The sequence below is a fragment of the Clostridium sp. AM42-4 genome (assembly GCF_003480105.1).
In the GTDB taxonomy this organism is placed as follows: Bacteria; Bacillota; Clostridia; order Lachnospirales; family Lachnospiraceae; genus Brotaphodocola.
In genome coordinates, this window is record NZ_QUIK01000009.1 from 49,962 (window position 1) to 75,816 (window position 25,855).

Annotated in this window: 27 protein-coding genes and 1 other annotated feature; of the genes, 7 read left to right on the top strand and 20 right to left on the bottom strand. The window is 49.7% G+C overall.

Annotated elements, in window-relative coordinates; all coding sequences use genetic code 11:
* Window positions 1–96: 96 nt before the first annotated feature.
* Both DW922_RS08785 and DW922_RS08790 read left to right on the top strand, forming a co-directional pair.
* Window positions 97–1,086, top strand: coding sequence for a LysR family transcriptional regulator (locus tag DW922_RS08785; RefSeq protein ID WP_118726362.1), 990 nt, complete (start codon window positions 97–99; stop codon window positions 1,084–1,086).
* Window positions 1,067–1,978: a LysR family transcriptional regulator gene (locus tag DW922_RS08790; RefSeq protein ID WP_118726363.1), complete on the top strand. Its 912-nt coding sequence runs from the start codon at window positions 1,067–1,069 to the stop codon at window positions 1,976–1,978. The genes DW922_RS08785 and DW922_RS08790 overlap by 20 nt, the downstream gene beginning before the upstream one ends.
* Window positions 1,979–2,074: 96 nt before the next feature.
* Here the strand turns inward: DW922_RS08790 and DW922_RS08795 are convergent, their stop codons facing one another.
* The 3 genes from DW922_RS08795 to thrC all read right to left on the bottom strand — a co-directional run bounded on the left by DW922_RS08795 (window position 2,075) and on the right by thrC (window position 6,980).
* The gene (locus tag DW922_RS08795) at window positions 2,075–4,192 is read right to left on the bottom strand and encodes a glutamine synthetase III (RefSeq protein WP_118726364.1); all 2,118 of its coding nucleotides are present in this window, start codon (window positions 4,190–4,192) and stop codon (window positions 2,075–2,077) included.
* Between the two features lie 278 nt (window positions 4,193–4,470).
* The gene (fba, locus tag DW922_RS08800) at window positions 4,471–5,334 is read right to left on the bottom strand and encodes a class II fructose-1,6-bisphosphate aldolase (RefSeq protein ID WP_118718799.1); all 864 of its coding nucleotides are present in this window, start codon (window positions 5,332–5,334) and stop codon (window positions 4,471–4,473) included.
* Between the two features lie 158 nt (window positions 5,335–5,492).
* A complete protein-coding gene (gene thrC, locus DW922_RS08805) occupies window positions 5,493–6,980 on the bottom strand; it encodes a threonine synthase (protein ID WP_118726365.1) in 1,488 nt (495 codons plus the stop codon).
* A 299-nt stretch (window positions 6,981–7,279) separates the two neighbouring features.
* Here thrC and DW922_RS08810 point away from each other — a divergent pair, with 299 nt between their 5' ends.
* Both DW922_RS08810 and DW922_RS08815 read left to right on the top strand, forming a co-directional pair.
* Window positions 7,280–8,347 carry a putative ABC transporter permease gene (locus tag DW922_RS08810; protein WP_118726366.1) on the top strand — a complete coding sequence of 356 codons (1,068 nt, stop codon included), beginning with the start codon at window positions 7,280–7,282 and terminating at the stop codon, window positions 8,345–8,347.
* Window positions 8,348–8,413: 66 nt separating this feature from the next.
* Window positions 8,414–9,376 (top strand): LysR family transcriptional regulator, encoded by a 963-nt coding sequence (locus tag DW922_RS08815; protein WP_118726367.1) that lies wholly within the window; start codon window positions 8,414–8,416, stop codon window positions 9,374–9,376.
* 83 nt (window positions 9,377–9,459) lie between these two features.
* Here DW922_RS08815 and proS read toward each other — a convergent pair whose 3' ends face one another.
* The 4 genes from proS to DW922_RS08835 form a co-directional block, all read right to left on the bottom strand.
* Window positions 9,460–10,893, bottom strand: coding sequence for a proline--tRNA ligase (gene proS / locus DW922_RS08820; protein WP_118726368.1), 1,434 nt, complete (start codon window positions 10,891–10,893; stop codon window positions 9,460–9,462).
* A gap of 128 nt (window positions 10,894–11,021) precedes the next feature.
* Window positions 11,022–11,243, bottom strand: a binding site (T-box leader).
* A gap of 88 nt (window positions 11,244–11,331) precedes the next feature.
* The gene (locus DW922_RS08825; RefSeq protein ID WP_118726369.1) at window positions 11,332–11,646 is read right to left on the bottom strand and encodes a DUF3837 family protein; all 315 of its coding nucleotides are present in this window, start codon (window positions 11,644–11,646) and stop codon (window positions 11,332–11,334) included.
* 6 nt (window positions 11,647–11,652) lie between these two features.
* Complete coding sequence (locus tag DW922_RS08830; RefSeq protein ID WP_118726370.1) at window positions 11,653–11,928, bottom strand: diguanylate cyclase; 276 nt, start codon at window positions 11,926–11,928, stop codon at window positions 11,653–11,655.
* Window positions 11,929–11,937: 9 nt separating this feature from the next.
* Entirely contained in the window at window positions 11,938–13,215 is a 1,278-nt protein-coding gene (locus DW922_RS08835; protein WP_118726371.1) for an L-serine ammonia-lyase, iron-sulfur-dependent, subunit alpha, read from the bottom strand.
* Window positions 13,216–13,399: 184 nt separating this feature from the next.
* Between DW922_RS08835 and DW922_RS08840 the strand changes: the two genes are divergently transcribed.
* Complete coding sequence (locus DW922_RS08840) at window positions 13,400–14,284, top strand: LysR family transcriptional regulator (protein WP_118726372.1); 885 nt, start codon at window positions 13,400–13,402, stop codon at window positions 14,282–14,284.
* A gap of 33 nt (window positions 14,285–14,317) precedes the next feature.
* Here DW922_RS08840 and DW922_RS08845 read toward each other — a convergent pair whose 3' ends face one another.
* From DW922_RS08845 to DW922_RS08860, 3 genes are all read right to left on the bottom strand, one after another.
* Window positions 14,318–14,575, bottom strand: a complete 258-nt coding sequence (locus tag DW922_RS08845; RefSeq protein ID WP_118718792.1) for a TIGR03905 family TSCPD domain-containing protein — start codon at window positions 14,573–14,575, stop codon at window positions 14,318–14,320.
* 103 nt (window positions 14,576–14,678) lie between these two features.
* Window positions 14,679–14,954, bottom strand: coding sequence for a type II toxin-antitoxin system HicB family antitoxin (locus DW922_RS08850; RefSeq protein ID WP_118533499.1), 276 nt, complete (start codon window positions 14,952–14,954; stop codon window positions 14,679–14,681).
* A 502-nt stretch (window positions 14,955–15,456) separates the two neighbouring features.
* A complete protein-coding gene (locus tag DW922_RS08860; protein WP_118726374.1) occupies window positions 15,457–16,329 on the bottom strand; it encodes an RluA family pseudouridine synthase in 873 nt (290 codons plus the stop codon).
* Window positions 16,330–16,463: 134 nt separating this feature from the next.
* Here DW922_RS08860 and DW922_RS08865 point away from each other — a divergent pair, with 134 nt between their 5' ends.
* The gene (locus DW922_RS08865) at window positions 16,464–17,114 is read left to right on the top strand and encodes a hemolysin III family protein (protein WP_118726375.1); all 651 of its coding nucleotides are present in this window, start codon (window positions 16,464–16,466) and stop codon (window positions 17,112–17,114) included.
* On the opposite strand, the gene DW922_RS08870 is transcribed toward DW922_RS08865, so the two are convergent.
* The 5 genes from DW922_RS08870 to DW922_RS08890 form a co-directional block, all read right to left on the bottom strand.
* Window positions 17,089–17,352 carry a GIY-YIG nuclease family protein gene (locus DW922_RS08870; RefSeq protein ID WP_118726376.1) on the bottom strand — a complete coding sequence of 88 codons (264 nt, stop codon included), beginning with the start codon at window positions 17,350–17,352 and terminating at the stop codon, window positions 17,089–17,091. The two genes, DW922_RS08865 and DW922_RS08870, sit on opposite strands and share 26 nt — an antisense overlap.
* A gap of 372 nt (window positions 17,353–17,724) precedes the next feature.
* Complete coding sequence (locus DW922_RS08875; protein ID WP_118726377.1) at window positions 17,725–19,287, bottom strand: SPOCS domain-containing protein; 1,563 nt, start codon at window positions 19,285–19,287, stop codon at window positions 17,725–17,727.
* Between the two features lie 68 nt (window positions 19,288–19,355).
* A complete protein-coding gene (cysE, locus tag DW922_RS08880; protein ID WP_118726378.1) occupies window positions 19,356–20,006 on the bottom strand; it encodes a serine O-acetyltransferase in 651 nt (216 codons plus the stop codon).
* 39 nt (window positions 20,007–20,045) lie between these two features.
* Window positions 20,046–20,480 (bottom strand): protease complex subunit PrcB family protein, encoded by a 435-nt coding sequence (locus tag DW922_RS08885; RefSeq protein WP_118726379.1) that lies wholly within the window; start codon window positions 20,478–20,480, stop codon window positions 20,046–20,048.
* Between the two features lie 101 nt (window positions 20,481–20,581).
* Window positions 20,582–21,547, bottom strand: a complete 966-nt coding sequence (locus tag DW922_RS08890) for a D-2-hydroxyacid dehydrogenase (RefSeq protein ID WP_118726380.1) — start codon at window positions 21,545–21,547, stop codon at window positions 20,582–20,584.
* 279 nt (window positions 21,548–21,826) lie between these two features.
* Between DW922_RS08890 and DW922_RS08895 the strand changes: the two genes are divergently transcribed.
* Entirely contained in the window at window positions 21,827–22,555 is a 729-nt protein-coding gene (locus DW922_RS08895; protein WP_118718783.1) for a histidine phosphatase family protein, read from the top strand.
* A gap of 93 nt (window positions 22,556–22,648) precedes the next feature.
* Here the strand turns inward: DW922_RS08895 and spoIIID are convergent, their stop codons facing one another.
* The 5 genes from spoIIID to DW922_RS08920 form a co-directional block, all read right to left on the bottom strand.
* On the bottom strand, window positions 22,649–22,927 hold the full coding sequence (spoIIID, locus tag DW922_RS08900) for a sporulation transcriptional regulator SpoIIID (protein WP_118726381.1): 279 nt from the start codon (window positions 22,925–22,927) through the stop codon (window positions 22,649–22,651).
* Between the two features lie 152 nt (window positions 22,928–23,079).
* The gene (locus DW922_RS08905; RefSeq protein WP_118726382.1) at window positions 23,080–23,253 is read right to left on the bottom strand and encodes a chorismate--pyruvate lyase; all 174 of its coding nucleotides are present in this window, start codon (window positions 23,251–23,253) and stop codon (window positions 23,080–23,082) included.
* Complete coding sequence (locus tag DW922_RS08910) at window positions 23,246–24,304, bottom strand: FUSC family protein (RefSeq protein ID WP_118726383.1); 1,059 nt, start codon at window positions 24,302–24,304, stop codon at window positions 23,246–23,248. The genes DW922_RS08905 and DW922_RS08910 overlap by 8 nt, the downstream gene beginning before the upstream one ends.
* A 167-nt stretch (window positions 24,305–24,471) precedes the next feature.
* A complete protein-coding gene (locus DW922_RS08915) occupies window positions 24,472–25,194 on the bottom strand; it encodes an amino acid ABC transporter ATP-binding protein (protein ID WP_118726384.1) in 723 nt (240 codons plus the stop codon).
* A complete protein-coding gene (locus DW922_RS08920) occupies window positions 25,178–25,846 on the bottom strand; it encodes an amino acid ABC transporter permease (protein WP_118726385.1) in 669 nt (222 codons plus the stop codon). The genes DW922_RS08915 and DW922_RS08920 overlap by 17 nt, the downstream gene beginning before the upstream one ends.
* Window positions 25,847–25,855: the final 9 nt, after the last annotated feature.

Genomic DNA, 25,855 nt, shown 5'->3' on the forward strand with positions numbered 1-25,855 from the left:
AAGAGTATAATACACCCCGTTTCTCTTGACAAGTTTCGAATATTCATGCTATTTTTAAGTAAAAGTTATGAATCAACAAGAAAAGAGGAGGCTGCCATGCTTTTAAAAGACCAGCTCTACATGACGGTTTTGGCCAATGAAAATTCACTTACACGTGCTGCTGCCAAACTGAACATTTCCCAGCCTGCGCTCTCTAAATGGCTGAGTCATCTGGAGGCAGAACTTGGAACCCCTCTGGTCATCCGTTCCCGCCAGGGACTCATCTTCACAGAAAGCGGACAGATATACCTGGATGGCTGCAGAGAATGTATGGAGGTTGCCAGAAATGTGCGGGATGAATTGGATGCACTGTCCCACAAATCTGTCCAGACGATCATTCTTGGCGGAAGCCCGATCCGCGGCGCGCAGGCCTTCGCAAAAATATTTACTGATTTTCGCGAACATTATCCCGGTGTCGAACTGCAATTTATTGGCGAAAAAAATTTTCAGCTTAAAGAACTTCTTCTAAACGGTGAGATCACCATGTCGCTGCTCGGTTCCCCAAGTCCAGGTCTTCCCGAACTGGAATATTTAAAATTTATGGACGAAGAACTTCTTCTTTTGCTTCCTCCGGGGCATCCGCGATCCTACGATCCAGCTTCGCTTCCACTGGGAAAGCCTTACCCGGTCATGGATCTGAGCACACTTACCGGCACTCCATTTCTGGCAAATCTTCCGGAAACTTCCTATTCTGAAATGGTTCTGGAGCTGCTTCGAAATGCCGGACTGGAAAACAATATTATATTTCGTTCCAACATTGTTCCACTGCTTTACGAGATGGTTCTAAATGGGGTTGGAGCCGCTCTGATTCCAGATGCTTACTATAACCCGGCGGATGGCATCTGTGCTTACTCTATATCTCCCCAAATAACTGCTCATCAGGGAATCGGTATCCGGCGCGGACATCCCCTGTCCAAGGCAGAAGAATACCTGATCCACCTGCTCATGAATAACTGGGGCAGTCCCTACTATATGCACCAATATGCAGATTACTATATGGCCGAACGAAAAAAGAGGTTTTACACTTATGAATACAAGCAATTATGAATATCTTCTGACACTGGAAAAAACAGGAACCATAAGCGAAACTGCCAGGCGCTTCTACGTCTCACCCTCCGCGATCAGCCAATGTTTGAAAAATGCAGAAAAACAGCTTGGCTATCCCCTCTTTTACAGGGAAGACCACCGCATGCTCCCGACCAGAGAAGGAAGCATTTTTTTGCGGGGCGCACGCCAGATCCTGGATATCCGGGAAAAAACATATGAAAAGCTAAATGTTGTATCGCAAAGACATGCATCGATCCGCATTGCGGTCGTTCCTATGCTCTACGACATCGTCACATCCGATGTCCTGTCTGTCTTAAGCAACAATTTTCCAGATTCCAGCATTGAGCTCATGCGTACCGATACCAGAATCGGTCTGGCCTACCTGCTTAACGGTTTGGCAGATCTGGGGATTTTGGCAATTCCAGTTCTTGAAAACCCGCTCTTATCCGAACATATTCTCGGAAACGAATCCCCACGTCTGCTGGTTCCGAAAGCATATCTGCGGGGACGCGTTTCCGGTACTCCCACTCTGGAAGACTGTAATAACTTACCCTTTATTCTGTTAAAAAAAGGCACCTACACACGCGAATTTCAGAACCAGGTTTTATCCAAAAACCACGTTTCCCTAAATAGGATCTATGAAGTCAACGACCATATCATGACAAGAGATTTTCTAAATGAGGGACGCGGTGCGGCTTTTCTTCCTACTTGTCTGATCCCAGCTGACGCTGAAAAGCAGTTCTATATTCTAAAAATCAAGGACAGCTATCACTTCCGTTTTTCCCTGATCTGGTCCAACCAGACCAAAATGGACAAAACAAAGAAGCAAATGATCGCATGTATCACTGATGTCTGGAAAGGCTTAAAAACAGATCGTTTTTCCTTGACCTAGAAGCAATTGAATACATCATGCAAAAAACAAAGGAGTTCCGGACATAACCAGAACTCCTTTGCTTTATAAAAATATAGTAGTTTTAAATTTTTCGGATTATACCTCAAACATCAGATCACCGTAGCTCGGGAATGGCCACAGGTCCTTGTCTACGATCATTTCCAGTTTGTCGGCCGGTGCACGGAGTGCTGCCATAGCCGGAACAACCTTATCGTGGTAAGCATGGGCCTGAGCCTCTGCACCGGAAACACCTGCTGTTTCCTCCGTAATGTCGGTCAGTGCTGCCAGAGCCACTTTCATGTCAGACAGCAGTGCAGAAGTTTCGGTAAGCAGTTCTGTCTGCACACTGGTATCTGCCTCTGGACATGCAGCCTTGACTGCTCCCAGGGAACCTGCCAGCTGGGTTGTGTACTTGATAACTGCCGGGATGATCTGCTTGCTTGCCATATCGATCATGGTCTTTGCTTCAATGTTGATCATCTTGGAATATGCCTCGTACTCAACCTCGGCGCGGGACTCCAGCTCTGCCTTGGTGAATACGCCAAAGGATTCATACAGCTTCACAGCCTTATCGGTGGTGATAGCCGGGATTGCATCCACCATGGAGCGGATGTTCGGAAGGCCGCGTCTCTCTGCTTCTTCTACCCATGCATCGGAATAGCCGTTGCCGTTGAAGATGATGCGCTTATGATCGCGGAACAGCTTCTTGATCATGTCATGAACTGCAGTATCAAAATCCTCTGCCTTTTCGAGTTCATCTGCTGCTTCCTTAAATACCTCAGCCACAATGGTATTCAGCACTACGTTTGCCGGAGCCACAGAATCCGAAGATCCCACCATACGGAACTCAAATTTATTTCCGGTAAATGCAAACGGTGAAGTACGGTTACGGTCGGTTGCATCTTTGTCCAGATCCGGAAGGGTTGCAACGCCGGTCTTTAAGGTACCGCCGGTCTTGGAATGGGTTGCCTCACCGGTGCTGCACAGCTGATCGATGACATCCTCCAGCTGCTCACCTAAGAATACAGAGATGATGGCTGGCGGTGCCTCATTTGCACCCAGACGATGATCGTTTCCGATATCGGCTGCGGATTCACGAAGCAGGTCTGCGTGGGTATCAACTGCCTTTAAGATGCAGGCCAGAACCAGAAGGAACTGGATATTTTCATGAGGGGTATCACCCGGATTTAACAGGTTCACGCCGTCATCGGAAGTCAGGGACCAGTTGTTATGCTTACCGGAACCATTGACACCTGCGAACGGTTTCTCATGAAGCAGGCAGGTAAGGCCCTGACGGCCGGCAACCTTCTTTAAGGTTTCCATGACCATCTGGTTGTGGTCTACTGCCAGGTTTGCCTGATCGTAGATCGGAGCCAGCTCATGCTGTGCCGGAGCAACCTCATTGTGCTGGGTCTTGGAGGTAACACCAAGCTTCCAGAGTTCCTCGTTGACTGCCTTCATGTAAGCACCAATACGCTCACGGATCGCACCAAAGTAATGGTCATCCAGCTCCTGTCCCTTAGGAGGCATTGCGCCAAATAAGGTACGGCCGGTGTAGATCAGGTCTTTTCTCTGTAAATATTTCTGACGGTCTACGATGAAATACTCCTGCTCCGGACCAACAGATGGACATACACGCTTTGCAGTGGTATTGCCAAAGAGTCTTAAGATTCTTAAGGACTGCTCGTCAATCGCCTGCATGGAACGGAGAAGCGGGGTCTTCTGATCCAGTGCTTCACCGGTATAAGAACAGAATGCAGTTGGGATGCAAAGAGTTACGCCACATGCATCTTCTCTTAAGAATGCCGGGGAGGTGCAGTCCCATGCGGTATAGCCTCTTGCCTCGAAGGTAGCACGCAGACCGCCTGAAGGGAAGGAAGATGCATCCGGCTCACCTTTGATCAGCTCTTTGCCGGAGAATTCCATGATTACCTTTCCCTCTGAATCTGGTGCAGAAATGAAGGAATCATGCTTCTCAGCAGTTACACCAGTCAGCGGCTGGAACCAGTGGGTATAATGGGTTGCTCCTCTTTCGATGGCCCAGTCCTTCATTGCATGTGCAACTACATCTGCAATGGATGGATCCAGCTCAGCACCATCTTCGATGGTCTTTTTCATTTTCTTGAAAACGCTCTTTGGTAAGCGTTCTCTCATAACGGTTTCGTTGAAGACGTTCTTGCCAAAAATCTCAGCTACATTTACGATTTCGCTCATAGACTTTTCCTTCCTCTCATTCAGAATTGCCGTTCCCGGTCTCCTCATCCTGCCCGACTGTTTTTTATCGATGAGCAGCTATTCTCACAGCTGCATGTTTTTTCAAGCCAGGCTTGGGTTAACCAACGGATGCGCCAAAGGCGCTTCCTTGATAGTTATGTAAAAAAAATGGTGCTCTTCCTTATTGGAAGAACACCATCGTTCCCTACCTAAAATAACCCATCGGGTAAGAAAATGCAAGTATTTTTTCGCATTTTCTTTTATTTTTTTGCAAGGTCTCAGGCTTTTCCAACAGAACCGAACAGTTCCATCTTCTCTTTTACAGTTGCTTTAATAGCCTCTGCGCCAGGTGCGAGCAGCTTACGCGGGTCAAAGCCCTTGCCCTCTAAGTCCTTACCTGCCTCGATGTATTTGCGGGTAGCATCTGCGAAGGATAACTGACACTCGGTATTTACATTGATCTTTGCAACGCCGAGGTCGATCGCTTTCTTGATCATGTCAGCCGGGATACCAGTACCGCCGTGCAGAACTAACGGCAGATCGCCAACCTTCTCTTTGACTGCTGCCAGAGTCTCAAAGCTTAAGCCCTTCCAGTTTGCCGGATATTTACCGTGGATGTTGCCGATACCTGCTGCCAGGAAGTCCACACCGAGATCTGCGATCATCTTGCATTCGTTCGGGTCTGCGCACTCGCCCATACCGATTACGCCATCTTCCTCGCCGCCGATGGAGCCTACCTCAGCCTCAATGGAAAGTCCCATGGCATGGGCAACCTTTACTAACTCTTTGGTCTTCTCTACGTTTTCCTCGATCGCGTAGTGGGAACCATCGAACATGATGGAGGAGAAGCCAGCCTTAATGCACTTGTAGCAGCCATCGTAGGTGCCGTGGTCTAAGTGCAGGGCTACCGGAACGGTAATGTTCATTTCCTCGATCATGGCCTTTACCATAGCGGAAACAGTCTTAAAGCCGGTCATATATTTGCCTGCGCCCTCAGATACACCCAGAATGACCGGGGAGTTTAACTCCTGTGCGGTTGCAAGGATTGCCTTGGTCCACTCCAGGTTGTTAATGTTGAACTGACCTACTGCATAGTGTCCTTCTACTGCCTTCTTCAGCATTTCTGTTGCAGATACTAACATGTTCAAAACCTCCGTTTTCTATAATTTTGCCGCAATGCCTGTCCCAAAGCAGACACCATCCGGTAACTGTCTTGTTTTCCTGTTACCGCGGCTACTGCTTCTATTATAGTACAAAAACTGATTTTTGTGAAGCATATAACATTCCAATTACAAGCCAATTACAGTCCAAGAATTTCAGCTACCGTATTCTCCATATCGGCTGCGTCGCACTCTCTGGTATGGCGGATCTTGGCATTGCGGATCTCTTCCACCGCACGCGGGATTGCCACGCCGGATGCTTTGCACAGTGCATCGATGGATGCAAACTCATCGGTGTCTGCTTCCTTGCCAGTTACTGCTGCCATAACGCTGTGGGAGAACTTGTACGGGCTTGCGGTAGATGCAATGACCGCCGGGGTCTTGTCTCCGGTCTCCTCCACATACTTTTTATATACGCAGGAAGCAACTCCGGTATGCGTATCAATGATGTATCCGGTCTCATCTGCCAGATGCTTAATGCCTGCAGCATTCTCTGCCTCGGTTGCATAACCGCCTACAAAGTCCTTCATGAAGGCTTTCATGGAATCAGTTACCGTATAAGCACCCTTAGTGCTTAAATCTTCCATAAGCTTCTTGTTTGCAGCTGCATCACAGCCGGTGCTTAAGTAGATCAGGCGCTCTAAGTTGCTGGAGATCAGAATATCCATGGACGGGGAGTTGGTCAGGATAAACTCTCTCTTGCGGTCATAGGTACCAGTCTTAAAGAAGTCGTAGAGAACCTTGTTGTCGTTGGATGCGCAGATCAGGGTCTTGACCGGAACACCCATCTGCTTTGCCAGATATGCAGCCAGGATGTTTCCGAAGTTTCCGGTCGGGACCGTCACGTTGATGAGATCACCGTTCTTGATCTCACCATTCTGTACCAGCTTCGCATATGCATAAACATAGTAAACCACCTGCGGGACCAGACGGCCGATATTGATGGAGTTAGCTGAGGAAAGCTGGAAGCCCTTTGCTGCCAGTTTTGCCGCAAACTCTTTATCGCCGAAAATTTTCTTAACGCCGGTCTGGGCATCATCGAAATTGCCGTGGATAGAAACAACTGCTGTGTTTTCGCCCTTCTGGGTTACCATCTGCAGCTCCTGTACCTTGCTGACACCGCCCTTCGGATAAAATACAATGATGCGGGTTCCCGGTACATCCGCAAAGCCAGCCATAGCAGCCTTTCCGGTATCGCCGGAGGTTGCTGTCAGGATCACGATCTCATTTTCCACATGGTTCTTCTTTGCAGAGGTTGTCATAAGATACGGAAGAATGGACAGCGCCATGTCTTTAAATGCGATCGTGCTTCCGTGGAACAATTCCAGATAGTACGCGCCGTCTGCCTTTACAAGCGGAGCGATCTCCTCTGTATCGAACTTGCTGTCATATGCGTGATCGATACAGTAACGCAGCTCCTCCTCTGTAAAATCAGTTAAAAACTGTTTCATAACCTGGTATGCAGTCTCCTGGTAGGTCATGCCTGCCAGCTCTTCCATGGATACATCCAGCTTCGGAATAGAAACCGGCATAAACAGTCCGCCATCGTCTGCCAGACCCTTTAAAATAGCCTGGGATGCTGTCAGCCCGCTCTCGCCGCCTCTGGTGCTCTGATATGTTAAATTCATAGCTCTTTCCTTTCTCCCTCTGCAAATAAGGTTGCTGTTCTCGCGTTGCGCAAACATAAATATGCACAGGTTTTTGTAACAATTATTTTTGTTGATTGTAGCACAGGCAAATACGGTTTGTCCATGATTTATTATGGTTACGATTCAAAAAATTCCTGTCCCCGGGCGATAAGAGAAGCACAATCTCTGTACAATGCAGCATCAGATGTGTATTGAAGGTTAGGTTCGGATATGCTAAACTAAATGGAAATTAAAAAACCCGGAAATTATCTTACTACACAAATTAAGGAGAAGCTGCAATGTACACTTACGCCTGGTATCACTGGCTTACTTTCTTCTATATCTATTGCTTTTTCGGATGGATCTTTGAGTCCACCTATGTGTCCTTAAAGAAGCACCACTTTGTCAACCGTGGATTTTTGCGGCTTCCCATGCTGCCCCTGTATGGAACCGGCGCAGTTATGATGCTCTGGGTTTCTCTCCCGGTCAAAAATAACCTGTTTCTTGTTTACTGCTCCGGTGTTGTGGCAGCCACTTTATTGGAATATGTGACCGGCTATGTAATGGAACGTCTGTTTAAGGTACGCTACTGGGATTACAGCAACCAGAAATTTAATATTCACGGTTATATCTGTCTGACCTCTTCCATTGCCTGGGGATTCTTAACCATCCTCATGACGGAGGTCATCCACAAGCCGATCGAGCACCTTGTGCTGAATCTGCCGCCGGTACTCGAATGGTGCCTGCTTGGAGCCGTCAGCGGCTGCTTTGTGATGGATACCATCCAGTCCACGAAGGAAGCCCTGGGACTGGCAAAGGCTCTGGAAAGCGTTGCAAAGCTGCGTGCAGACCTGGAGGATATGCAGGTGCAGCTTGCACTGTTAAAGGCCGAAACCATGCAGAATGTAGAAAATGCGAAGGAAGAGCTGCTGGATGCTGTTGCTGAAAATGTAGAAAACAGCAGGCAGCTGGCTGCCGCGCGGAAAGAAATGCTGGCAACCGCTGCCGAGATTCACCGGGAAGCCATTGCTGCACGGAAAGAAGAATTTGTGGAAGCTGTGGAAGCACATAAAGAAGCTGTTGCTGCGCGGAAAGAGGAACTGGCAAAGGCAATGGAATTACACAAGGAAACCGTTGCTGCACGGAAAGAAGAACTGGCTGCATCGTTCGATGCCAAAAAAGCGGCTCTGGCTGCACGCATCAGCAGTCTGAACGAAAAGATTGCCGACACGACCAGCCGTTTAAACAGCAGAAAAGCCATCGCACGTCCCTCTATCCTGCAGCGCAACCCATCTGCAGTCTCCCGGCGTTTCGCTGATGCATGGAAAGAGCTGTATAAAGAATGGGAAGATGAAAAACACGCCTAGCCGGAAGCTTTTCTCTGAAAAGTCCGGTCCAGGAAAACGCCCAGTTGCAATACCGGAGGCATTGTTATGGATTTAAAACAGATCGAATATATTGTAAAAATTGATGATGAACACAGCATTACCCGGGCTGCAGAAAAGCTTTTTGTCACCCAGTCTGCCTTAAACCAGCAGCTTCTCCGTCTGGAAAAGGAGCTGGGTGCCCCGCTCTTCCACCGCAGCAAGGTCGATATGCGTCCTACCGAAATTGGTCAGGTCTACCTCGATAATGCGCGGGAAATCCTGCGGATCAAGCAGCGGACCTATAACCTGATCAACGATATGACTGACGCTAAAAAAGGCCGCCTTTCCATCGGCTTTACCCCGGGGCGCGGCAGCGAAATGTTCACACACGTCTACCCGGCCTTCCACCAGGCTTATCCCAATGTTATCGTAGAGCCCCATGAGCTGAGTGTACGCCGTCAGCAGCAGATGATCTCCCAGGGTAATCTGGATATCGGATTCCAGACACTCTCCGAACGCCAGCGGACCGACAGTGAATACATAAAACTTGGAGAAGAAGAAATCTTTCTTCTGGTCCCAAGTATTCACCCGGCCGTGGAAAAGCTCTCTGCTACACCTGCTTCGCCGCTTCCGCATTCAGCACAGACTACCGGACCGGCAGCTCCCCCGCTCCATTCCGCCACCTATCCGCTTGCCAATCTTAACCTGTTTCAATACGAACCCTTTGTGCTGATGTACAAGGAATCCACCATCCGGGCCATCACCGATGAGATCTTCCGCAAATCCGGCTTTACCCCGAATGTACTTTTTGAAACCGCCAGCAACAACACCGTGCTCTCCATGATCCAGGCAAACCTTTGCTGCGGTGTTGTTCCGGAGCATTATGTGCGCAATCTGCCCTCCGGGATCAGCTGCTTTGCGTTTTCTTCCCACCCGTCGTGGGATATTGTGGCCAACTACCGCAAGAACGGATATTTAAGTGAAGCCGCCAAATACTTTATTGAGCTCGTGCGGGAATTCTGGAAATGACAATATTGATAACTTAATAGGCCCGTGGAGGTTGCCAAAGGCAGCTTCCACGGGCCATTGTTTTACAATTATATTGTTATATTTTAGTATGCTCTTCCCCAGTATACCATCTTCTTCGCCGGTTTTCCGCAGCATACGCACTTGTCGGACAGATTCTCCTGTGCGAACGGCATGCAGCGGGAAGTTGCTGCGGTATCTTCTTTGATCTTGTCTTCGCAAGCCTGCTCGCCGCACCACATTGCCTTTACAAAACCAGGTTTCTCGTTGATGGTCTTTACAAACTCATCATAAGTGGTTGCCACATAGGTATGGGAATCGCGGTGTGCTCTTGCACGCTCCAGCATATCGTGCTGAATGGTGTCTAAGAGCTCGCTTACCTTTGTCTCGATCTCATCCAGGGAAACGGTTACCTTCTCGTGGGTATCACGGCGAACCAGAACCGCCTCGTTATTCTCGATATCTCTCGGTCCGATCTCGACACGTACCGGGATACCGCGCATCTCAGACTCACTGAACTTCCAGCCCGGGCTCTTATCGGAATCGTCGACTTTCACCTTGAAGTTGGAAAGGACATCTCTTAACTCGAATGCTTTGTCCAGAACGCCTTCCTTCTGCTGCTGGATCGGAACGATCACAACCTGGGTCGGTGCGATTCTCGGCGGCAGGACCAGACCATTGTTGTCACCGTGCACCATGATGATGGCACCAATCATACGGGTGGTCATACCCCAGGAGGTCTGGTGCACATACTGCAGGGTGTTGTCCTTTGCTGCGTACTGGATACCAAATGCCTTTGCAAAGCCATCGCCAAAGTTATGGCTGGTACCGGACTGCAGTGCTTTTCCGTCATGCATCAGAGACTCGATGGTGTAGGTTGCCTCTGCACCTGCGAATTTCTCCTTGTCGGTCTTCTGTCCGCGGATAACCGGGATAGCCAGAACCTGCTCGCAGAAATCTGCATACAGATTCAGCATCTGGATGGTTCTTGCCTCTGCCTCTTCTGCAGTTGCATGGGCAGTATGTCCCTCCTGCCATAAGAACTCTCTGGAACGAAGGAACGGACGGGTAGTCTTCTCCCATCTTACAACGGAACACCACTGGTTATATACCTTCGGCAGATCACGGTAAGAGTGAATATCCTTTGCATAGAAATCGCAGAACAGTGTCTCAGAAGTCGGGCGTACACACAGACGCTCCTGAAGCGGCTCAAGTCCACCGTGGGTTACCCATGCAACCTCCGGGGCAAAGCCTTCTACATGGTCTTTCTCTTTCTCAAGCAGGCTCTCCGGAATAAAAATCGGCATGTAAACATTCTGAACACCGGTTTCTTTAAAACGGCGGTCCAGCTCATGCTGGATATTCTCCCAGATTGCATAGCCTGCCGGCTTGATGACCATACAGCCCTTTACGCTTGCATAATCACACAGCTCTGCCTTTTTTACCACATCCGTATACCACTGGGCGAAATCTACGTCCATGGATGTGATCGCTTCTACCATTTTTTTATCCTTTGCCATGGTTAATCTCCTTTTTTCCGGAAACGCAGGTCCATTTCTGCCTGCAGGTTTCCTGTTTTATTTTTTCATGTTCATAGGGTGCAATTTCCTATGAACCAAAAAAGCCATCCGGTCCTTTGCCATCTCTGACAAGGGACCGAATGACCAGATAAATTCGGCGGTACCACCCTGATTAGTACTTTCCTTATAAAAAGCACTCGCTCTATGCTCCGTTAACGCCGGAAACTACGCTGCAGTTCACTGCAGGACTCCAAGGCCGGTTCAGCATCCAGGGACATGAAGGTCTTGCACCAGATGGCCTTCTCTCTGTAATGTAATGGCTGCTTACTAATCCTCTTCACGGTCATTGCTCCTATGAAGCCTTAGCTATCGTCCAGATAACCAGACGCAGTTATTTTGTAACTGCACGGTTGATTTTAAGCCATTTTCCAGCCTTTGTCAAGAGGCTGGAGCTTCATATCCCAGCTGCAGGGTGATGAGCGCATCCTGCGTCACAATGTCGCTGTCAAACCAGGTATAGTTCCGGACAATTTCTGACAGATTTCCATGCTCCGCGTCATAAACCGCCTGTGGAATGCTGCCGATCAGCTGTCCCAGATTGTCCCCCTCTTTGACACCGGGGAGCGGCTGCCCTGCTTTTTTATAAAGCATGCCGATGGCACAGGTTGCTTCACAGGTATTGATCAGCCTGGAGGGAGGTGTAAACAGTGTAGATTTTAATGTTACAGATTGTACGGTTAATTCATAAACCATGTAATATCACCTCGAAGCTTCCTGTCTCCGGTTATGCCCTTTCTTCTCGTAATATTTTTTCTTTTCCTCATACATTTTTTCATCAGCTTCTTTTAAGAGCTCATCCAGTGCCGCACACTCTTCCCTCCAGACTGCACCGCAGGAGATGCTGACATGATGCTGTCTGGCATTCAGCCGCAGCTGGCTCATAAGAAATTCAAACTGCTGTTCCAGGATATCCGGATAGATCACCACGAATTCATCGCCGCATTTCCATGCAAAATCATGTAAAAAAGAAGCCATAAAAGGAAATTATTCACCAATCATGATCTTAATGATCTCGTCGTTTGTCTCTTTCATTCCCTCTTTTCCAAGACGGCCGACATTCTGCAAAGTACTCTCGATTCCCTTGGATACGATTCCGTCTCCGCTGCGGAACTGCTGTCCGCGGATGTACATATTGTAACCGAGGATTCCAGCGTCTACCGCAGATGCGATCTTTGCAGCACAGGATGCCTTTGCACCATCACACACAATGCCGGAAACAATGGCAAGTGCGTTCACTACCGTATGCTCTACCTCCTTGAATCCGCCTCCGCAAAGATAGGCGATTCCGGCCCCGGCACCAGCTCCGGCTCCAACTGCCCCGCAATATGCTGACAGACGGCCGATCGGAGTTTTTACATGAATGGTCGTCAGGTTTGCCAGTGTCAGGGCACGGTAGCGTTTCTCCTCGCTAGCCCCCAGCTCCTTTGCATAAACAATGACCGGAACAGAAGTGGTAATTCCCTGGTTGCCGCTTCCGGAGTTGATGACTACCGGCATTTCGCAGCCATTCATACGGGCATCGGAGCCTGCCGCAGCCATGGCCTTTGCCCTTACGCGGACATCGTCCCCATCCATATCCAGCAGCACCTTGCCGATATTTGCACCGTAATCATTCTTCAGTCCTTCCTCGGCAATCGCAACATTAAAAGCAATCTGCGGATTCAGGATCTCTTTGACATCGTTCACATCGACCGTAGTAGCAAAATCCCAGATATGCTCCATGTCTAAGAGCGTGCGGTCTGTCAGACCGTCCTCGCTGTCATCGGACACAGCCTCCTTACGCAGGACTTCACCGTTTTTCTCGATGAGGACAATGTTAGTATGGTAATTTGCGATGCGCACCTTTGCGTAATCTTCCCCGTGATATACGGTTACGATGATATCGAAGGTACAGCCTCCTGCCAGATGCTCCACCTCGATCGGCACGTTTTCCATGAACTGCTTCATCTGCCCGGTCTGCTCCGGGGTAACCTGTGCGATAACCTCTAACTGCTTCTCCGGGTCTCCTGCCACGATTCCTGCTGCCACTGCCGCATTGATTCCCTTCAGGTGTCCGGTGTTCGGCACGATCACGGATTTGACATTCTTAATGATGCTGCCGCTGGCCTCTACCTTTACCTTGTCCGGCTGTGCACCAAGTGTTTTCTTTGCAACTGCACCCGCATAAGCCAGTGCGATCGGTTCCGTACATCCCATAGCCGGGATCAGCTCTTCCTTCAAAATCTGGATATATGCCTGATAACGTGGATCTGACTTTTCCATCTCGTTATCCCCTTTCTTTTGTTTTATGGGCCAACCATACTGATCAGGTATGAGACCCTGCCTCTTTCATCTTACGGCTTGCCTTGTTGATAATTTTATCGTAACATAGAGTCAGGCTAATGTAAAATTTAAAGTTTTTATCATATCGTTTAAAATTTTTTAACGATCAGAAGGAGGATTTGTTATGGAATTTCGAGAGATCACGACCTTTCTCCAGGTCGCACAGCACCAGAGCTTTTCCAAGGCTGCCAGGCAGCTTGGCTATTCCCAGGCAGCCGTGACCATTCAGATCAAACAGCTGGAAAACGAGCTGGGAGTCCATCTTTTTGACCGGATCGGGAAACAGATTTCCCTGACACACCAGGGGCAGGTATTTTACCAGTATGCCATCTCCATCCAGAAAGACCTGGCGCAGGCCCGTCAGGCAGTCTCCGACTCGTCTGAATTAAACGGAAAGCTCTGTCTCGGTACCATCGAGTCCATCTGCGCTTCCATCTTCCCAGAGCTTCTTTCGGAATACCACCGGCTATACCCGGAGGTAACCATCAGTATCGTGACGGACTCTCCCGATGTGTTGCTGGAGCGGATGAACGAAAATGCCATTGATATCGTTTACCTGTTAGACCGGCGCATCTACGACAACCGCTGGCACAAGACGCTGGAGATACCAGAGGAAAACATTTTTGTTGCTTCCCCCGGCCACGAGCTGGCACAGGCAGACCGGGAGTTAGAGCTCGACGAGGTTTTGCAGTTTCCGTTTCTTCTGACTGAAAAGGATGCCAGCTACCGCCATATGCTGGAGCAGTATCTTGCTGCCTCCGACCGCTCCATCAGGCCCTTTCTGGAGATTGGAAGTACTGAATTCATTATCCATATGCTGTTAAAAAATACAGGGATTTCTTTTCTGCCGGAATTTACGATCCGGCGGGAAGTAGAGCAAAAGCGTCTGACCGCCTTAAAGGTCCGCGGATTTCAGATGCAGACCTGGCGTCAGATCTTTTACCACAAAGATAAATGGGTCACCAGGGAAATGCAGGAATTTCTGCGTCTGGCCCAGAAAATGCAATAAATGCGGTAAAAATAAGGGTTAAGATTTCTTTTATTACTTCTGGCTTTCCTCGTAGCACTGGCGTACTGCCTGGGCCAGCTGGTCTGCACAGGAGGTATCCTTAAAGCCGCAGGTATTACCATGCAGGGTATTGTAGATCTGGTCTACGGTCATGCCGTCTACCAGCTTGCTGATCGCCTTTAAGTTACCGTTACATCCTCTTGTGAATTCTACGTTTTTTACAATGTTGCCCTCTAAATCAAAAGACAGCTCTGTCGGGCACACATTGTGCGGTTTTACCGTGTATCTCATAGTTCAACTCCTCCTCTTCATTATGCTGCTGTTCACATAAGCGTGCCCAGCAACGGGGTTTTGCCGGTGATTCACATTTCAAACCGGCAAAATCTGCTGCAGATCAGTCGCTGTCTGGCAGCAGCTTGATCCGCACGATGATCCGGCGGACAAAACCACCCTCCGGAACCTCGATATCTTCCTCATGGCTCTGCGCCGGGAACTCTCCGCCCTCTTCCAGCTCTAACATCAGCCAGTTGTAAGCTGCCTCCCGTGCATCGTCCAGAGCATCCTCAAGATCTGGTCCATCGCCCTCGCAGAGCTCCAGATCCGGGAATACAATGTGGAAACCATCATCATCTTTATGCGGTGTGATCACCGCAGGATACGTAAATGTCATGTTCCAGCCTCCCGTTTTTCCTTTGTTGCTACTGTCACGCGCCGCGCAGACAGCAGTTCTTTGTTTGCATACAGCGTTGTTTCCGTACTGCCTCGTTTGTTTGGATACAGCATTTGTTTCCGCGCTGCCTCGTTTGTTTGGATACAGCATTTTTTCCGTGCTGCTCCTGCTTTCAAAGCAGTACCAGTATACGACATTTTCATTTATATGTAAATGGATGCTTCGCGTTCATGGGCAGGATTTTTACCGTTTTTACGGCATACCGATAGCATTTTTCTGAACGTTTTCCCTTGCAAAAAGCTTTTATCTTCTGTGTCTTTCCCCGGTTTCCCATGGACTCACCTGCTTTTTGATTTGTACTTCCTTTGTACATTTTCTATTGTGTCCGCGTTGTTTTTATTTTATGCAAAGGCTCAGTGAAAATCCATGACCATAGCTGTACCATACGGATTTTCCGGCTCAGGAAATCCCAGCCATGTACAGCAGCATAGCAGCCACTGTATCAGGCCTGGGGTGGAAGCCCGAAGCTGCGAAAGATCCCGCCTGATGGATTATGGCGAAACGTCATAACTTCCCCGGTCCCCGGATGGGTAAAGCTAAGCTCATAGGCTGCAAGTGCCACATCGGCCCGGACTGTGCCGGAGCGGCGTGCTGCTGCCGGATCGCGGCGTGTTCCCATACCGATGGGTCTCCTTTTTCGTCCTGCCGGTCTTTCCCCGCCCGTTTTCTGCGCACCGGAAGCTTCTGTCTGCACACAGCCGTCCTGGCTCTGCAAAAACTGGTTGCCCTGCCGGAACTTAGGATTATAACGGTTATCGCCCCAGATTGGCAGTCCATGGCCGGACATCTGTACCCGAATCTGGTGATGGCGGCCCGTGAGCAGCTCGATCTCTGCGAGTGTCAGCTCCCCATAAGGCTGCACGGTCTTGCTTTCCAGGGTGCGACAGATAAGCTCAGCACGTTTTCCACCTTTTGTCCCCATATCCACAATTCTGGAGGTATTTTCTTTCTCGTCCTTCAACAGATAATCCACATACTTTTCCACATTATCCACAGGTTTTCCACAGAGCACCGTAAGATACTTTTTATGCATCTTTCCCTCCGCAACCTGCTTACTTAGCGCCGCTGCCGCCGTTTTTGTCTTGGCATACACCATGACACCGCTCACGGGCTTGTCCAGTCTGTGGATAACTCCCACATACGGCTCCACAGGCTTTGTGGACAAGTTGTGCTTATCCACCGGTTTCTTTGTGGATAAGTAGCGCTGGATCTCACTCACCATGTCTGCATCAAAACCACGGCCGGACTGGGACTCCACCCCAACCGATTTCCATACTACTAAAATCTCTTCATCTTCATATAATAGATTCAGCATGCTCATTCCCCTTTTATTTTGGCTTTCAAAGTTTTTCCGAAAATACCTTGCATTTTCTTTGCCGGAGCTGTATAGTATATAAAACAGTTATATGTAGTTTTGAAAACTACTTGTTTAAAAAAGGAGGTATTTTCATGACTCTGAAGATTAAAGATCCGGGCAGTGCCCTGACTCATTTTATCGCCATGATCCTGGCCTTGTGTGCCTCTTCCCCACTGATCATGAAGGCAGCCCGGGAGCCCGGCGCTTCCCATGTACTGGCGCTGTCCATCTTTATTACCAGCATGGTGCTCCTCTATGCGGCAAGCACCATTTACCACACACTGGATATTTCCCCAAGGATCAACCGGATCCTGCGCAAGGCAGACCACATGATGATCTTCATCCTGATCGCCGGCACCTACACACCTGTCTGCATGCTTGTGTTAGGTGACCGCACCGGCTGGATCCTGCTGGCCCTGGTATGGGGGATCGCGATTCTTGGCATTCTCATGAATGCACTCTGGATCAACTGTCCGAAATGGCTTTCTTCCCTTGTTTACATTGCCATGGGCTGGGTCTGCGTGCTCGCTTTCGGAAAGATCATCGCTGCACTCCCACGGCAGGCATTTGGGTGGCTGCTTGCCGGTGGCATCATCTATACCGCCGGTGGCATTATCTATGCCATGAAGCTTCCATTCTTTAACCAGAAGCACCGCTTCTTCGGCTCCCACGAAATTTTCCACCTGTTTGTGATGGGCGGCAGTCTTTGCCACTATATTATGATGTATGCATTTGTTGCCTGACCAGCTCAAGCTTTTCTTTCCTGCTTAGCTGCTTGATTTCCCATTCCCGCCGCATGGCCTCCTGCCTGGTGCTGAAGCTTTCATAGTATTTCAGCACCACCGGCCTGCGGCTTTTTGTATATTTGGCTCCCTTTCCCGCGTTGTGGGCTGCCACACGGCGGTCAAGGTTATTGGTCCAGCCACAGTACAGGGTTCCGTCGGCACATTCCAGGATATACGTGTAATTCTGCTCTGTCATAAAGTTTCTTTCCTAAAATTATTCATGATCCGGTACCATCGTACCACAAGAAGCTGCTCCATGCAATCTCCCGGCACGCTATACAGGCAGCGTCTGCTGGCTGCATGGACTTCCTTTTGCCAGAAATCTTCCTTCTCATCCGCACGCTATGTAGGCGGCGTCTGCTGCTTGCAAGTACAGCATACGCCGCCCAGGTTTCCCTGATCTATGAAAAGCACCGGCCTGATGCAAAATGCCAGGTTAACCCGCACCAAAAGCTTTCCTGCTTTCTAACCCTTATACCATAGCATACGCAGTTTTCCGGATTTTGTGCATTCCATATCAGATTTCAGATCAGATTTTATTTTTGTTTACGCGCTGCGCAAATATCATTTAGATTTCTTTTACCAGGATCAGGCAGTCTCCGGGACTGATCTCTGCTCCCGGTATCTCGTTTGCCGCAAGGATAGACGCCTCTGTCGTATGAAAGCGTTTTGCCACATCCCACAGGGTATCTCCCGGCTGCGCGATATAGCCGGTGATCCCCGGCATTGCCTTCATTTTTTCCATATCTGCCGGGAGGGTCTGGACATGCCGGATCACCTGCCCCGCTTCCGGCTGCAGTACAAACAAATCCAGCAGGATCACTGCCCGCAGCTCCGCCTGTCCGCCTCCTGCCATCACAGCAGTAAGCTGCTCCAGCCCCGGATCCAGATACCAGATGCTGTCCTCCCGGATCCCGGGCACCTCCGCTTCATAGTGAAATGGCACCATACGGGTAACAGCCTGCACCGGACGGGCATCATCATCTGTGAGGTAAAGAAGCTTTACCTCCAGCACGCCCTCGATCGCCAGGGCATTCTCCTTGCTTTCCACGCTGTCCAGTTTGACACTGCCGCTGCTGTGGCAGATCTGCAGGACTCTTGGCTCATTTTCTATCCTGGTCTTTTCTGTTACCTTACATTTCCCTAAATTGCGGGTCAGGATCCGGTCAAAAACAGCATCCGCCGTATCCAGGACCAGTTCCCGGTTTGTGGCATACAGGTCCGCAAGCAGATTGAACTCCTGCTCTCCGTACAGCCGTACATCCAGCTCTATCACCGCATCCACGGAAAGCTCCCGCATCTCCCCGTCGTAATCCGGTTTTTCCGCCAGCTCCCGGTGTACCAGCTTCAGCCCGGTCACCGGGATCATCTGCGCAAAAGACCCCTGCATTTCAATTTCCCCCGAAAACGGAATGCTCTCCTCCACCCACTGCACCATACCGCTCTCGCCGCCCTCGTAAAGTGCGAAGACCATCAGCGTACCCTCTAAGTGGATCTGGCCATCTAACGGCTTTGTCTGGCAGCCGGAAAGCTTCATTTCTGTCCACAGCATCCGCTCAATGGCCGGTTTGCTTCCCGGAAGGGTGATATCCTGCTTTAAACGGTAGGTATCCTTCCTGCGCAGTGCAATGGCCGCCACTAAACGCTGCTCCATTTTCACCTGAAGATGCACCCCCTCATCCGGGTCCGTATCCTTGATCCCGACAGCCACCTCTGTATCGTACAGGCTTTCTGCCTTTACCTCCAGCGTCACGATGGCCTTGATCCCAAGCTTTCTGGAATGGATCATCTCCGTGTTCAGATCATCCAGCTGCGGGGAAACGCTGACATAATCCTTCTCCTCCAGTTCCGGCACGTTGATGGTCTCTTCAAACGGGATCATTCCCCCTAACGTCTGCAGACCGCCCTCCTCCTTGCGGTAAAGCACATGAAATTCCAGCTTTCCCCTCACCGTGACCCGCTCCCGCTGCACCTTTACAGGCTCCAGCTGGAGACTGCCACAATCCAGGATGATTTCCCCAACGTCACTCATAGTATCCGGGACAATAAAATCATCGTCCAGCGTCACCTGTGTTCCTGTCTGGCCCTTCAGCCGGTTTCTGTGCAGGTTCTGTTTTTCCAGCTCCAGCATAAAAAAGCACCCACCTTCCTTTCCATAAGAAAACCCTTTACAGAAAGTCTATGTGGATGCTTTTCTTTTTATGATCTTTCCGAGGTTTCTGCCACCTCACCTCTTAAACGCTCCAGCTCCTCTTCCAGTTCCCGGATACGCTGCTCCATTTTCTCAAAATGCTCCATGGTCGCCGCCTTTTTCCGGTTTTCGACCGGGACACCGGCAACCTTCACCGGCTGCGCAGGAATGCCCACTGCCGTAGTATCGTTATCCAGCGGTTTTAAAAGGACCGCATTGGCTGCAATGTTACAGTTATCTCCCACCTCGAAGGCGCCAAGGATCTTTGCGCCGCAGCCCACCGTTACATTATTCCCAAGGGTAGGATGACGCTTTCCTTTATTCAGACCGACACCGCCCAGGGTAACACCCTGGTAAATGGTGCAATTATCTCCCACAACCGTGGTCTCTCCGATCACCACGCCGCAGCCATGGTCGATGAGGATTCCATGGCCCATCTGGGCTCCGGGATGGATCTCGATCAGAGTGAAGAAACGGGCAATCTGGGAGATCAGACGGGCGATAAAAAACATATGATGCGTATAAAACCAGTGCGCAAACCGGTGCCAGATCAGGGCATGGACTCCCTGATAAAGCAGCAGCACCTCCAACGCACTTCTCGCCGCCGGATCGCGCTCCTGCACTGCCTTTACATCCATCCAGATATCCTTTAAAATCATAAGTTCGTCCTCCGCATGTATTCTGTCTTGTATTTTAGGTCACGACTGGAAAATGACCGGATGTTCCAGATACTCGGTTTTCACAACCACATACGGGTAGGACTTCTCCACTCCCGTCTCCTCCCCAGACTGTGGACCGATCAGCTCTGTGTCTGCCACGATCGCATTTTCCGTCAGGTACAGCTCCTTCACTGCTATGCTGTAGCCCCCGCTTTCCTGCTCCCCGTAACCAACCACTATGTAAAGATTCTGGTCATCGGTATAGGTCAGCTTAAACGGTGCTGTTTTTTTCTCCCCGATCACATTCTTCAGTTCTTCCGGCAGATCTGCCTCTCCCACTACCGTAAACTCCAGATCCCGCACTTTTTCCAGTTCATCCTTCTCCACGCTGCAGGCCGTCAAAAAACGAACTACAAATACCCACGTTAACAGAGCAACGACCAGCAACACTTTTCCGCCTGTTTTCTTTCCCATAACAGCCTCCCCAGAAAAATTTGTCTACTACTAAACTATGTTTTCCGGGGAACTTCTATGCATTGCTTTCGTCTAAAATAAGCGTTCTATTAATGGCCGTACTATTTCCGGTTACCAGTCTTGACATCCACCTGGTTGCGCATCTTGTCCTTCTCCCCTGCCAGGTACTTCTCTAGGTTTTCCCCAGTAATGCGTACGATACGCTCAAAGGTTTCCTGCAAATGGAACTTTCCGGCACTGTGCGGGGTAATGATGGTGCGTGGCGCATCCCACAGCGGATAGTCAGCCGGAAGCGGCTCCGGCTCCGTTACATCCAGCGCACAGCCAGCCAGGCTCACACCCTCTCTTAAGACCATGTCTAACGCATCGCAGTCCACCGCGTCCCCGCGTCCTGCATTGATCAGATAGCTGCCCGGCTTCATGAGACGCAGTCTGCGCTCATCCATGATATGATGGGTTGCCGGGGTACTCGGTAAAATAAATACTGCAAAATCCACCTTCGGCAGGACCTCATCTAACTGATCCATAGTGTAGATCTCATCGATAAAATCCGGCTTGTCCAGCACATTGCGGCGGATTCCGATGACACGGCTGCCCAGCGCCTTCATACGCTTCGCATACTCGCTTCCGATATCGCCAAGACCTGCAACCAGCGTCGTGGAATTCCAGATAGAGGTTACACTTCCCTCCTCTTTCCACTCATGCTTGACCTGATTCTTCATATATAAATCCATCTTGCGGCAAAGCATCATGGACATCGCCACCATATGCTCGGAAACAGACAGGCCATACGCACCGGTCGCACAGGTTAAGATGGTATCCGGCCCGATGACACCCGGCTTGCAGTACTGGTCAGAGCCCGCGGAGTTTAACTGCATCCACTCCAGATGATCGTTCTGCTTCACCAGCTCCGGACTGATATTGCCGAAAATGATGTCGGCTGCTTTGACTTCCTCTGCCGTGGCAGTTTTGATCGTGGTGTAATGGAACTTACAGTCTGCTCCGATTTTTTCGATATATGTTTTATGGTTATCACCAAACGGCATTGCTACTAAGATATTTTTCATGCTGGACTCCTCCGTATTGAGATATTGTTGCAAAATATTTTGTTTCTCATTTTAGACCAATTTAAGAAAATACACAAGAAAAAACGACAAAATCTACTGCCAGAACTCTATCGGACGCAATTTTCCGTTTTGAAACTCACTATCCATGAACTATAACGCTTGTCTCAGCAAATACACGATGGTAAAATAATAAAACAAAAGCATGTAAAATGACGCTTGGCGAAAACGTAACTGTGATGATACAAAACAGTTACAACAAAACACGGAAAGGACCTCCCCATGAAACTTCTGATTGTAAGACACGCTGACCCAGACTATTCCATCGACTCCTTAACACCGACCGGCTGGAAAGAAGCAAAACTGCTCGCTGACCGGCTGGTCCGCACCCCGGCCGATGCCTGCTATGTTTCCCCGCTTGGCCGGGCAAAGGACACTGCTTCCCTGACCTTGGAAAAGCTGGGGCGCACAGCTACAACACAGGAATGGCTGCGGGAATTTTCCCCGCGCATCGTAAAGCCTGGCATGGACCGCACCTCCTGTATCTGGGACTGGCTTCCGGAACTGTGGACAAAGGAACCTCGTTATTACGATCCGGAAGAATGGTATCATACCGATGCCATGCGCTCTGTAAATGCAGAAGAAGAATACAAATGGGTCACATCCGAATTTGATCATCTGCTAGCTTCGCACGGTTACGAACGGGAAGGCTTATACTACCGTGCAGTCCGCCCAAACCGCGATACCATTGTGCTGTTCTGCCATTTCGGCGTAGAATGTGTGCTGTTAAGCCACCTGATGCACGTCTCCCCGATGCCGCTCTGGCACAGCCTGTGCGCGGCACCGTCCTCTGTCACGACCATCTATACCGAAGAACGCAGACAGGGGATCGCAAGCTTCCGCGTAAGCGCATTTGGTGACACCTCACACCTTTATGCGGCTGGTGAAGATCCATCCTTTGCGGCACGGTTCTGCGAAACCTGGGACAATAAAGAAGAGCGGCATGACTGAACATACCGCTCTTCTTCCTGCTGATCCTTCAACTGGTCCATGGCTTTCCGACAGCTTTTTCTGCTTTTTCACCATTGTGGCTCTCTGAAACGATCACCTTGTTTCTTCCCGGCTGCAGATAGCCACCCGGTGCTGGTACTTTTCCCGGGTGGCCATGCCGCCGCGGATATGCCGTTCCGACTTATTGATGTTTAAAACGATCCTGGCCCGGGCTGCTAACGCCGGGTTTATGTATTCCAGCCGGTCCGTGACATCCTTGTGGACCGTGCTCTTGCTTATCCCGAATTTCTTCGCAGTCTGCCGCACCGTGGCATTGTGGTCTATGATGTAATTGGCGATGGCAATGGCCCGCTCTTCAATATAATCCTTCAAAGGAAAACCCCTCGGAATTCTTTTTTACAGTCTATGAAGAATCCTGAGGGGTTATACTATTTATTCTCTTGAAATTGATGAAAACCACATATGTGCTCTGACAAAAAATTGCTGCCGGTCTGTTTCAGACATTCCAAAGCCTTTGCGGTTATCTACACCATACTGTACTCCAGCATTTCATATGCCACGCGGCAGCCTTCGCTGATCTCAGCCGGAAGCAGCGCCCTGGCCACGCATTTTTCTTCCGCAGACGGGTCATCCACCCGCTGCAGATACGCGTAATCTCCATCAATTTTTGCTACGGTGTACTCCACTCTCTCAAACATAACTTTCCCTCCTTTTCATCTCCCGGCCAAAGAGCCGGTTTAAAATCTGGTCGCATAACATCGTGTAGCATGCTGCTCCCACATTCGTGCCGATTCTTAACACAACCGCACCTGCCAGTCCAAAGATTCCAGACGCAATATAAAGGGCTCCAAATGTGTTAAAAACAGTCTGCCACGCATATCCGGCAGAATAACCAACACCAATTCCTCCCAGGATTCCCAGATACGGGTGCAGGGACTCCGGTAGCAGGAAATACAACGCCACAAATACGGCACAGCCCAGAATATTATACATTCCGCGGGTCTTCGCTCTTGGCTTCATGTCGCCGGAAAACGGCAGACATACGGACATGCAGGCAATCCCTGCCCACATGGCTCTTGGAAGCCCCAGAAGGTTCATGACCAGAAGTGCCGTTGATACCGTTAGTGTCATGCGGATATACCACCAGCTTCTTGCCGAACGGATGTGAAACTCCCGGAACAGATCCAGAAAGCTTCTGCGGTACGGGCGCAGCTTCTGGTTCTTGTAAAACACAGCCATGCAGACCAGCATTCCTGCAAATAAGCCAAGTACCCGCTTCTGGTAATCGGCCCCGCTTACATCGTATCCCTGCAAAAGCAGGTAACTCAGCACAAACGTGGAATGGTTTGACATGATCACGTTATGGCAACCAAGCACCATCAGGATCATGATACACGCACAGTTCACAAAAAATGCCGCTCCCGGTGCCATCATATTCGAAATACGCGGTCCTGTCATCAGCACCGCAAAGATCAGACCGATGCAGATCAGACCGTGCGATGTGCGAATCCCAAAATCTGCCTGGCGCAAAACCAGAAGCGCCAAGAGCACGACCACTCCCACAATACTGTTGGCTGAACCAAACAGCATGCTGAATGCAGTCACCACAGCAAAACAAAATGCCACCACAAGATACACTTTCACATTATAAATAAGGATATGGCGTCTTTTTTCCTCTTTGTTTTCCGTCCGCCGGATCAGATTTTTAGAGCCTGCGGAGCTTAATTGTAATTCCTGGTAAACGGTCATAACATCCCTTCCTTTTCTCTGAATTCGTATTAAGAACTATAGCCTGTGCTGGCCGGAATGTCAAATACTTTATAATAATATTATTAACGTATTAGGGCCGTTTGAGTTGCCTTTCGGCAGCTCAAACGGCCCTTGTCATATATTTAAATTGCTATATTGTTTGCAGGTTACAGAACCTTCTCCAGGAAGTTCTGTGCACGCTCGCTCTTCGGATTCGCAAAGAACTCGGCCGGATTGGTATCCTCCACGATCTGCCCGTTATCGATAAAGCAGATCCGGTCAGATACCTCACGCGCAAAGCCCATCTCGTGGGTGACAAGCGCCATTGTGATACCGGTGTGGGCCAGGCCCTTGATAACCTCCAGAACCTCTTTTACCATTTCCGGGTCCAGTGCACTGGTCGGCTCATCAAACAGCATGATCTTCGGCTCCATCGCCAGCGCTCTTGCGATCGCAATACGCTGTTTCTGTCCGCCGGAAAGCTTGCCCGGATAAGCATCGGCTTTCTCGGTCAGTCCTACCAGCTTTAACAGCTCCATGGCCTTTTCCTTGGCCTGGTCCTTCGGCATTTTGTTGACCTTTACCGGCGCATAGACCATGTTTTCCATAACCGTCATGTGCGGGAACAGGTTAAAATGCTGGAACACCATACCAATGTCCTTGCGGATTTTCTGGATATCTGTCTTCGGTGTGGTAATGTCCTGTCCCTCAATGAACACCTGCCCGCTGGTCGGACGCTCTAACAGGTTCATACACCGCAGAATGGTGGATTTACCGGAACCGGATGGACCGATGAGGGTAACCACCTGGCTCTTTTCAATCTTTAAGTTGATACCTTTTAATACCTCGAGAGAGCCAAAGCTCTTATGTACATCATAAAACTCGATCACTTCGGTTCACCCACCTTTCTATCCAGCTGGCAACCATGGATAAAAGCATTACCAGCACATAATAAATGACTGCGATCACCAGGTACGGCTCGAAGAAACGGAAGGTCAGTACCGTAATCTGGTCTGCTGCACGCAGCAGCTCCACCGCTCCGATGTAAGAAAGGATGGAGGACTCTTTTAATAAGGAAATTGCCTCGTTTACCAGGCTCGGCAGAATGTGTTTGACTGCCTGCGGAAGGATGATATCCTTCATCATGTCGCGGTAACCGACACCTAAAGACATAGCCGCCTCATACTGGCCGCGGTCGATCGCATTGATTCCACCCCGGAAGATCTCAGAAATATATGCAGCTGAATTCAGCGAGAACGTCAGTACGCCGGACTGCATCGTGGTAAGGGTCATGCCCGTCAGCTGCGGAAGACCGAAGTGAACGATACAGAGCTGAACCAGAAGCGGGGTTCCACGGAAAATGGAGGTGTAAAAATTTCCAAACCAGACAAGCGGTCTGCACTTGCTGATCTTGATCAGGGAAAGCAGTACACCCAGAAGGAATCCGAACACCGCCGTGATCGCCGTTATTTTTAAAGTAGTCAGCGCGCCATGGTATAAGAACGGCCAATACTGCCAGACGCTGCTAAAATCAAGCTTCATATGTTTTCC

Bases quoted from the DNA above. Each gene is read 5' to 3' on its own strand.
- DW922_RS08785 (WP_118726362.1), top strand. From the start codon at position 97: ATGCTTTTAAAAGACCAGCTCTACATGACGGTTTTGGCCAATGAAAAT.
- DW922_RS08790 (WP_118726363.1), top strand. From the start codon at position 1,067: ATGAATACAAGCAATTATGAATATCTTCTGACACTGGAAAAAACAGGA.
- DW922_RS08795 (WP_118726364.1), bottom strand. From the start codon at position 4,192: ATGAGCGAAATCGTAAATGTAGCTGAGATTTTTGGCAAGAACGTCTTC.
- fba (WP_118718799.1), bottom strand. From the start codon at position 5,334: ATGTTAGTATCTGCAACAGAAATGCTGAAGAAGGCAGTAGAAGGACAC.
- thrC (WP_118726365.1), bottom strand. From the start codon at position 6,980: ATGAATTTAACATATCAGAGCACCAGAGGCGGCGAGAGCGGGCTGACA.
- DW922_RS08810 (WP_118726366.1), top strand. From the start codon at position 7,280: ATGTACACTTACGCCTGGTATCACTGGCTTACTTTCTTCTATATCTAT.
- DW922_RS08815 (WP_118726367.1), top strand. From the start codon at position 8,414: ATGGATTTAAAACAGATCGAATATATTGTAAAAATTGATGATGAACAC.
- proS (WP_118726368.1), bottom strand. From the start codon at position 10,893: ATGGCAAAGGATAAAAAAATGGTAGAAGCGATCACATCCATGGACGTA.
- DW922_RS08825 (WP_118726369.1), bottom strand. From the start codon at position 11,646: ATGGTTTATGAATTAACCGTACAATCTGTAACATTAAAATCTACACTG.
- DW922_RS08830 (WP_118726370.1), bottom strand. From the start codon at position 11,928: ATGGCTTCTTTTTTACATGATTTTGCATGGAAATGCGGCGATGAATTC.
- DW922_RS08835 (WP_118726371.1), bottom strand. From the start codon at position 13,215: ATGGAAAAGTCAGATCCACGTTATCAGGCATATATCCAGATTTTGAAG.
- DW922_RS08840 (WP_118726372.1), top strand. From the start codon at position 13,400: ATGGAATTTCGAGAGATCACGACCTTTCTCCAGGTCGCACAGCACCAG.
- DW922_RS08845 (WP_118718792.1), bottom strand. From the start codon at position 14,575: ATGAGATACACGGTAAAACCGCACAATGTGTGCCCGACAGAGCTGTCT.
- DW922_RS08850 (WP_118533499.1), bottom strand. From the start codon at position 14,954: ATGACATTTACGTATCCTGCGGTGATCACACCGCATAAAGATGATGAT.
- DW922_RS08860 (WP_118726374.1), bottom strand. From the start codon at position 16,329: ATGCTGAATCTATTATATGAAGATGAAGAGATTTTAGTAGTATGGAAA.
- DW922_RS08865 (WP_118726375.1), top strand. From the start codon at position 16,464: ATGACTCTGAAGATTAAAGATCCGGGCAGTGCCCTGACTCATTTTATC.
- DW922_RS08870 (WP_118726376.1), bottom strand. From the start codon at position 17,352: ATGACAGAGCAGAATTACACGTATATCCTGGAATGTGCCGACGGAACC.
- DW922_RS08875 (WP_118726377.1), bottom strand. From the start codon at position 19,287: ATGCTGGAGCTGGAAAAACAGAACCTGCACAGAAACCGGCTGAAGGGC.
- cysE (WP_118726378.1), bottom strand. From the start codon at position 20,006: ATGATTTTAAAGGATATCTGGATGGATGTAAAGGCAGTGCAGGAGCGC.
- DW922_RS08885 (WP_118726379.1), bottom strand. From the start codon at position 20,480: ATGGGAAAGAAAACAGGCGGAAAAGTGTTGCTGGTCGTTGCTCTGTTA.
- DW922_RS08890 (WP_118726380.1), bottom strand. From the start codon at position 21,547: ATGAAAAATATCTTAGTAGCAATGCCGTTTGGTGATAACCATAAAACA.
- DW922_RS08895 (WP_118718783.1), top strand. From the start codon at position 21,827: ATGAAACTTCTGATTGTAAGACACGCTGACCCAGACTATTCCATCGAC.
- DW922_RS08905 (WP_118726382.1), bottom strand. From the start codon at position 23,253: ATGTTTGAGAGAGTGGAGTACACCGTAGCAAAAATTGATGGAGATTAC.
- DW922_RS08910 (WP_118726383.1), bottom strand. From the start codon at position 24,304: ATGACCGTTTACCAGGAATTACAATTAAGCTCCGCAGGCTCTAAAAAT.
- DW922_RS08920 (WP_118726385.1), bottom strand. From the start codon at position 25,846: ATGAAGCTTGATTTTAGCAGCGTCTGGCAGTATTGGCCGTTCTTATAC.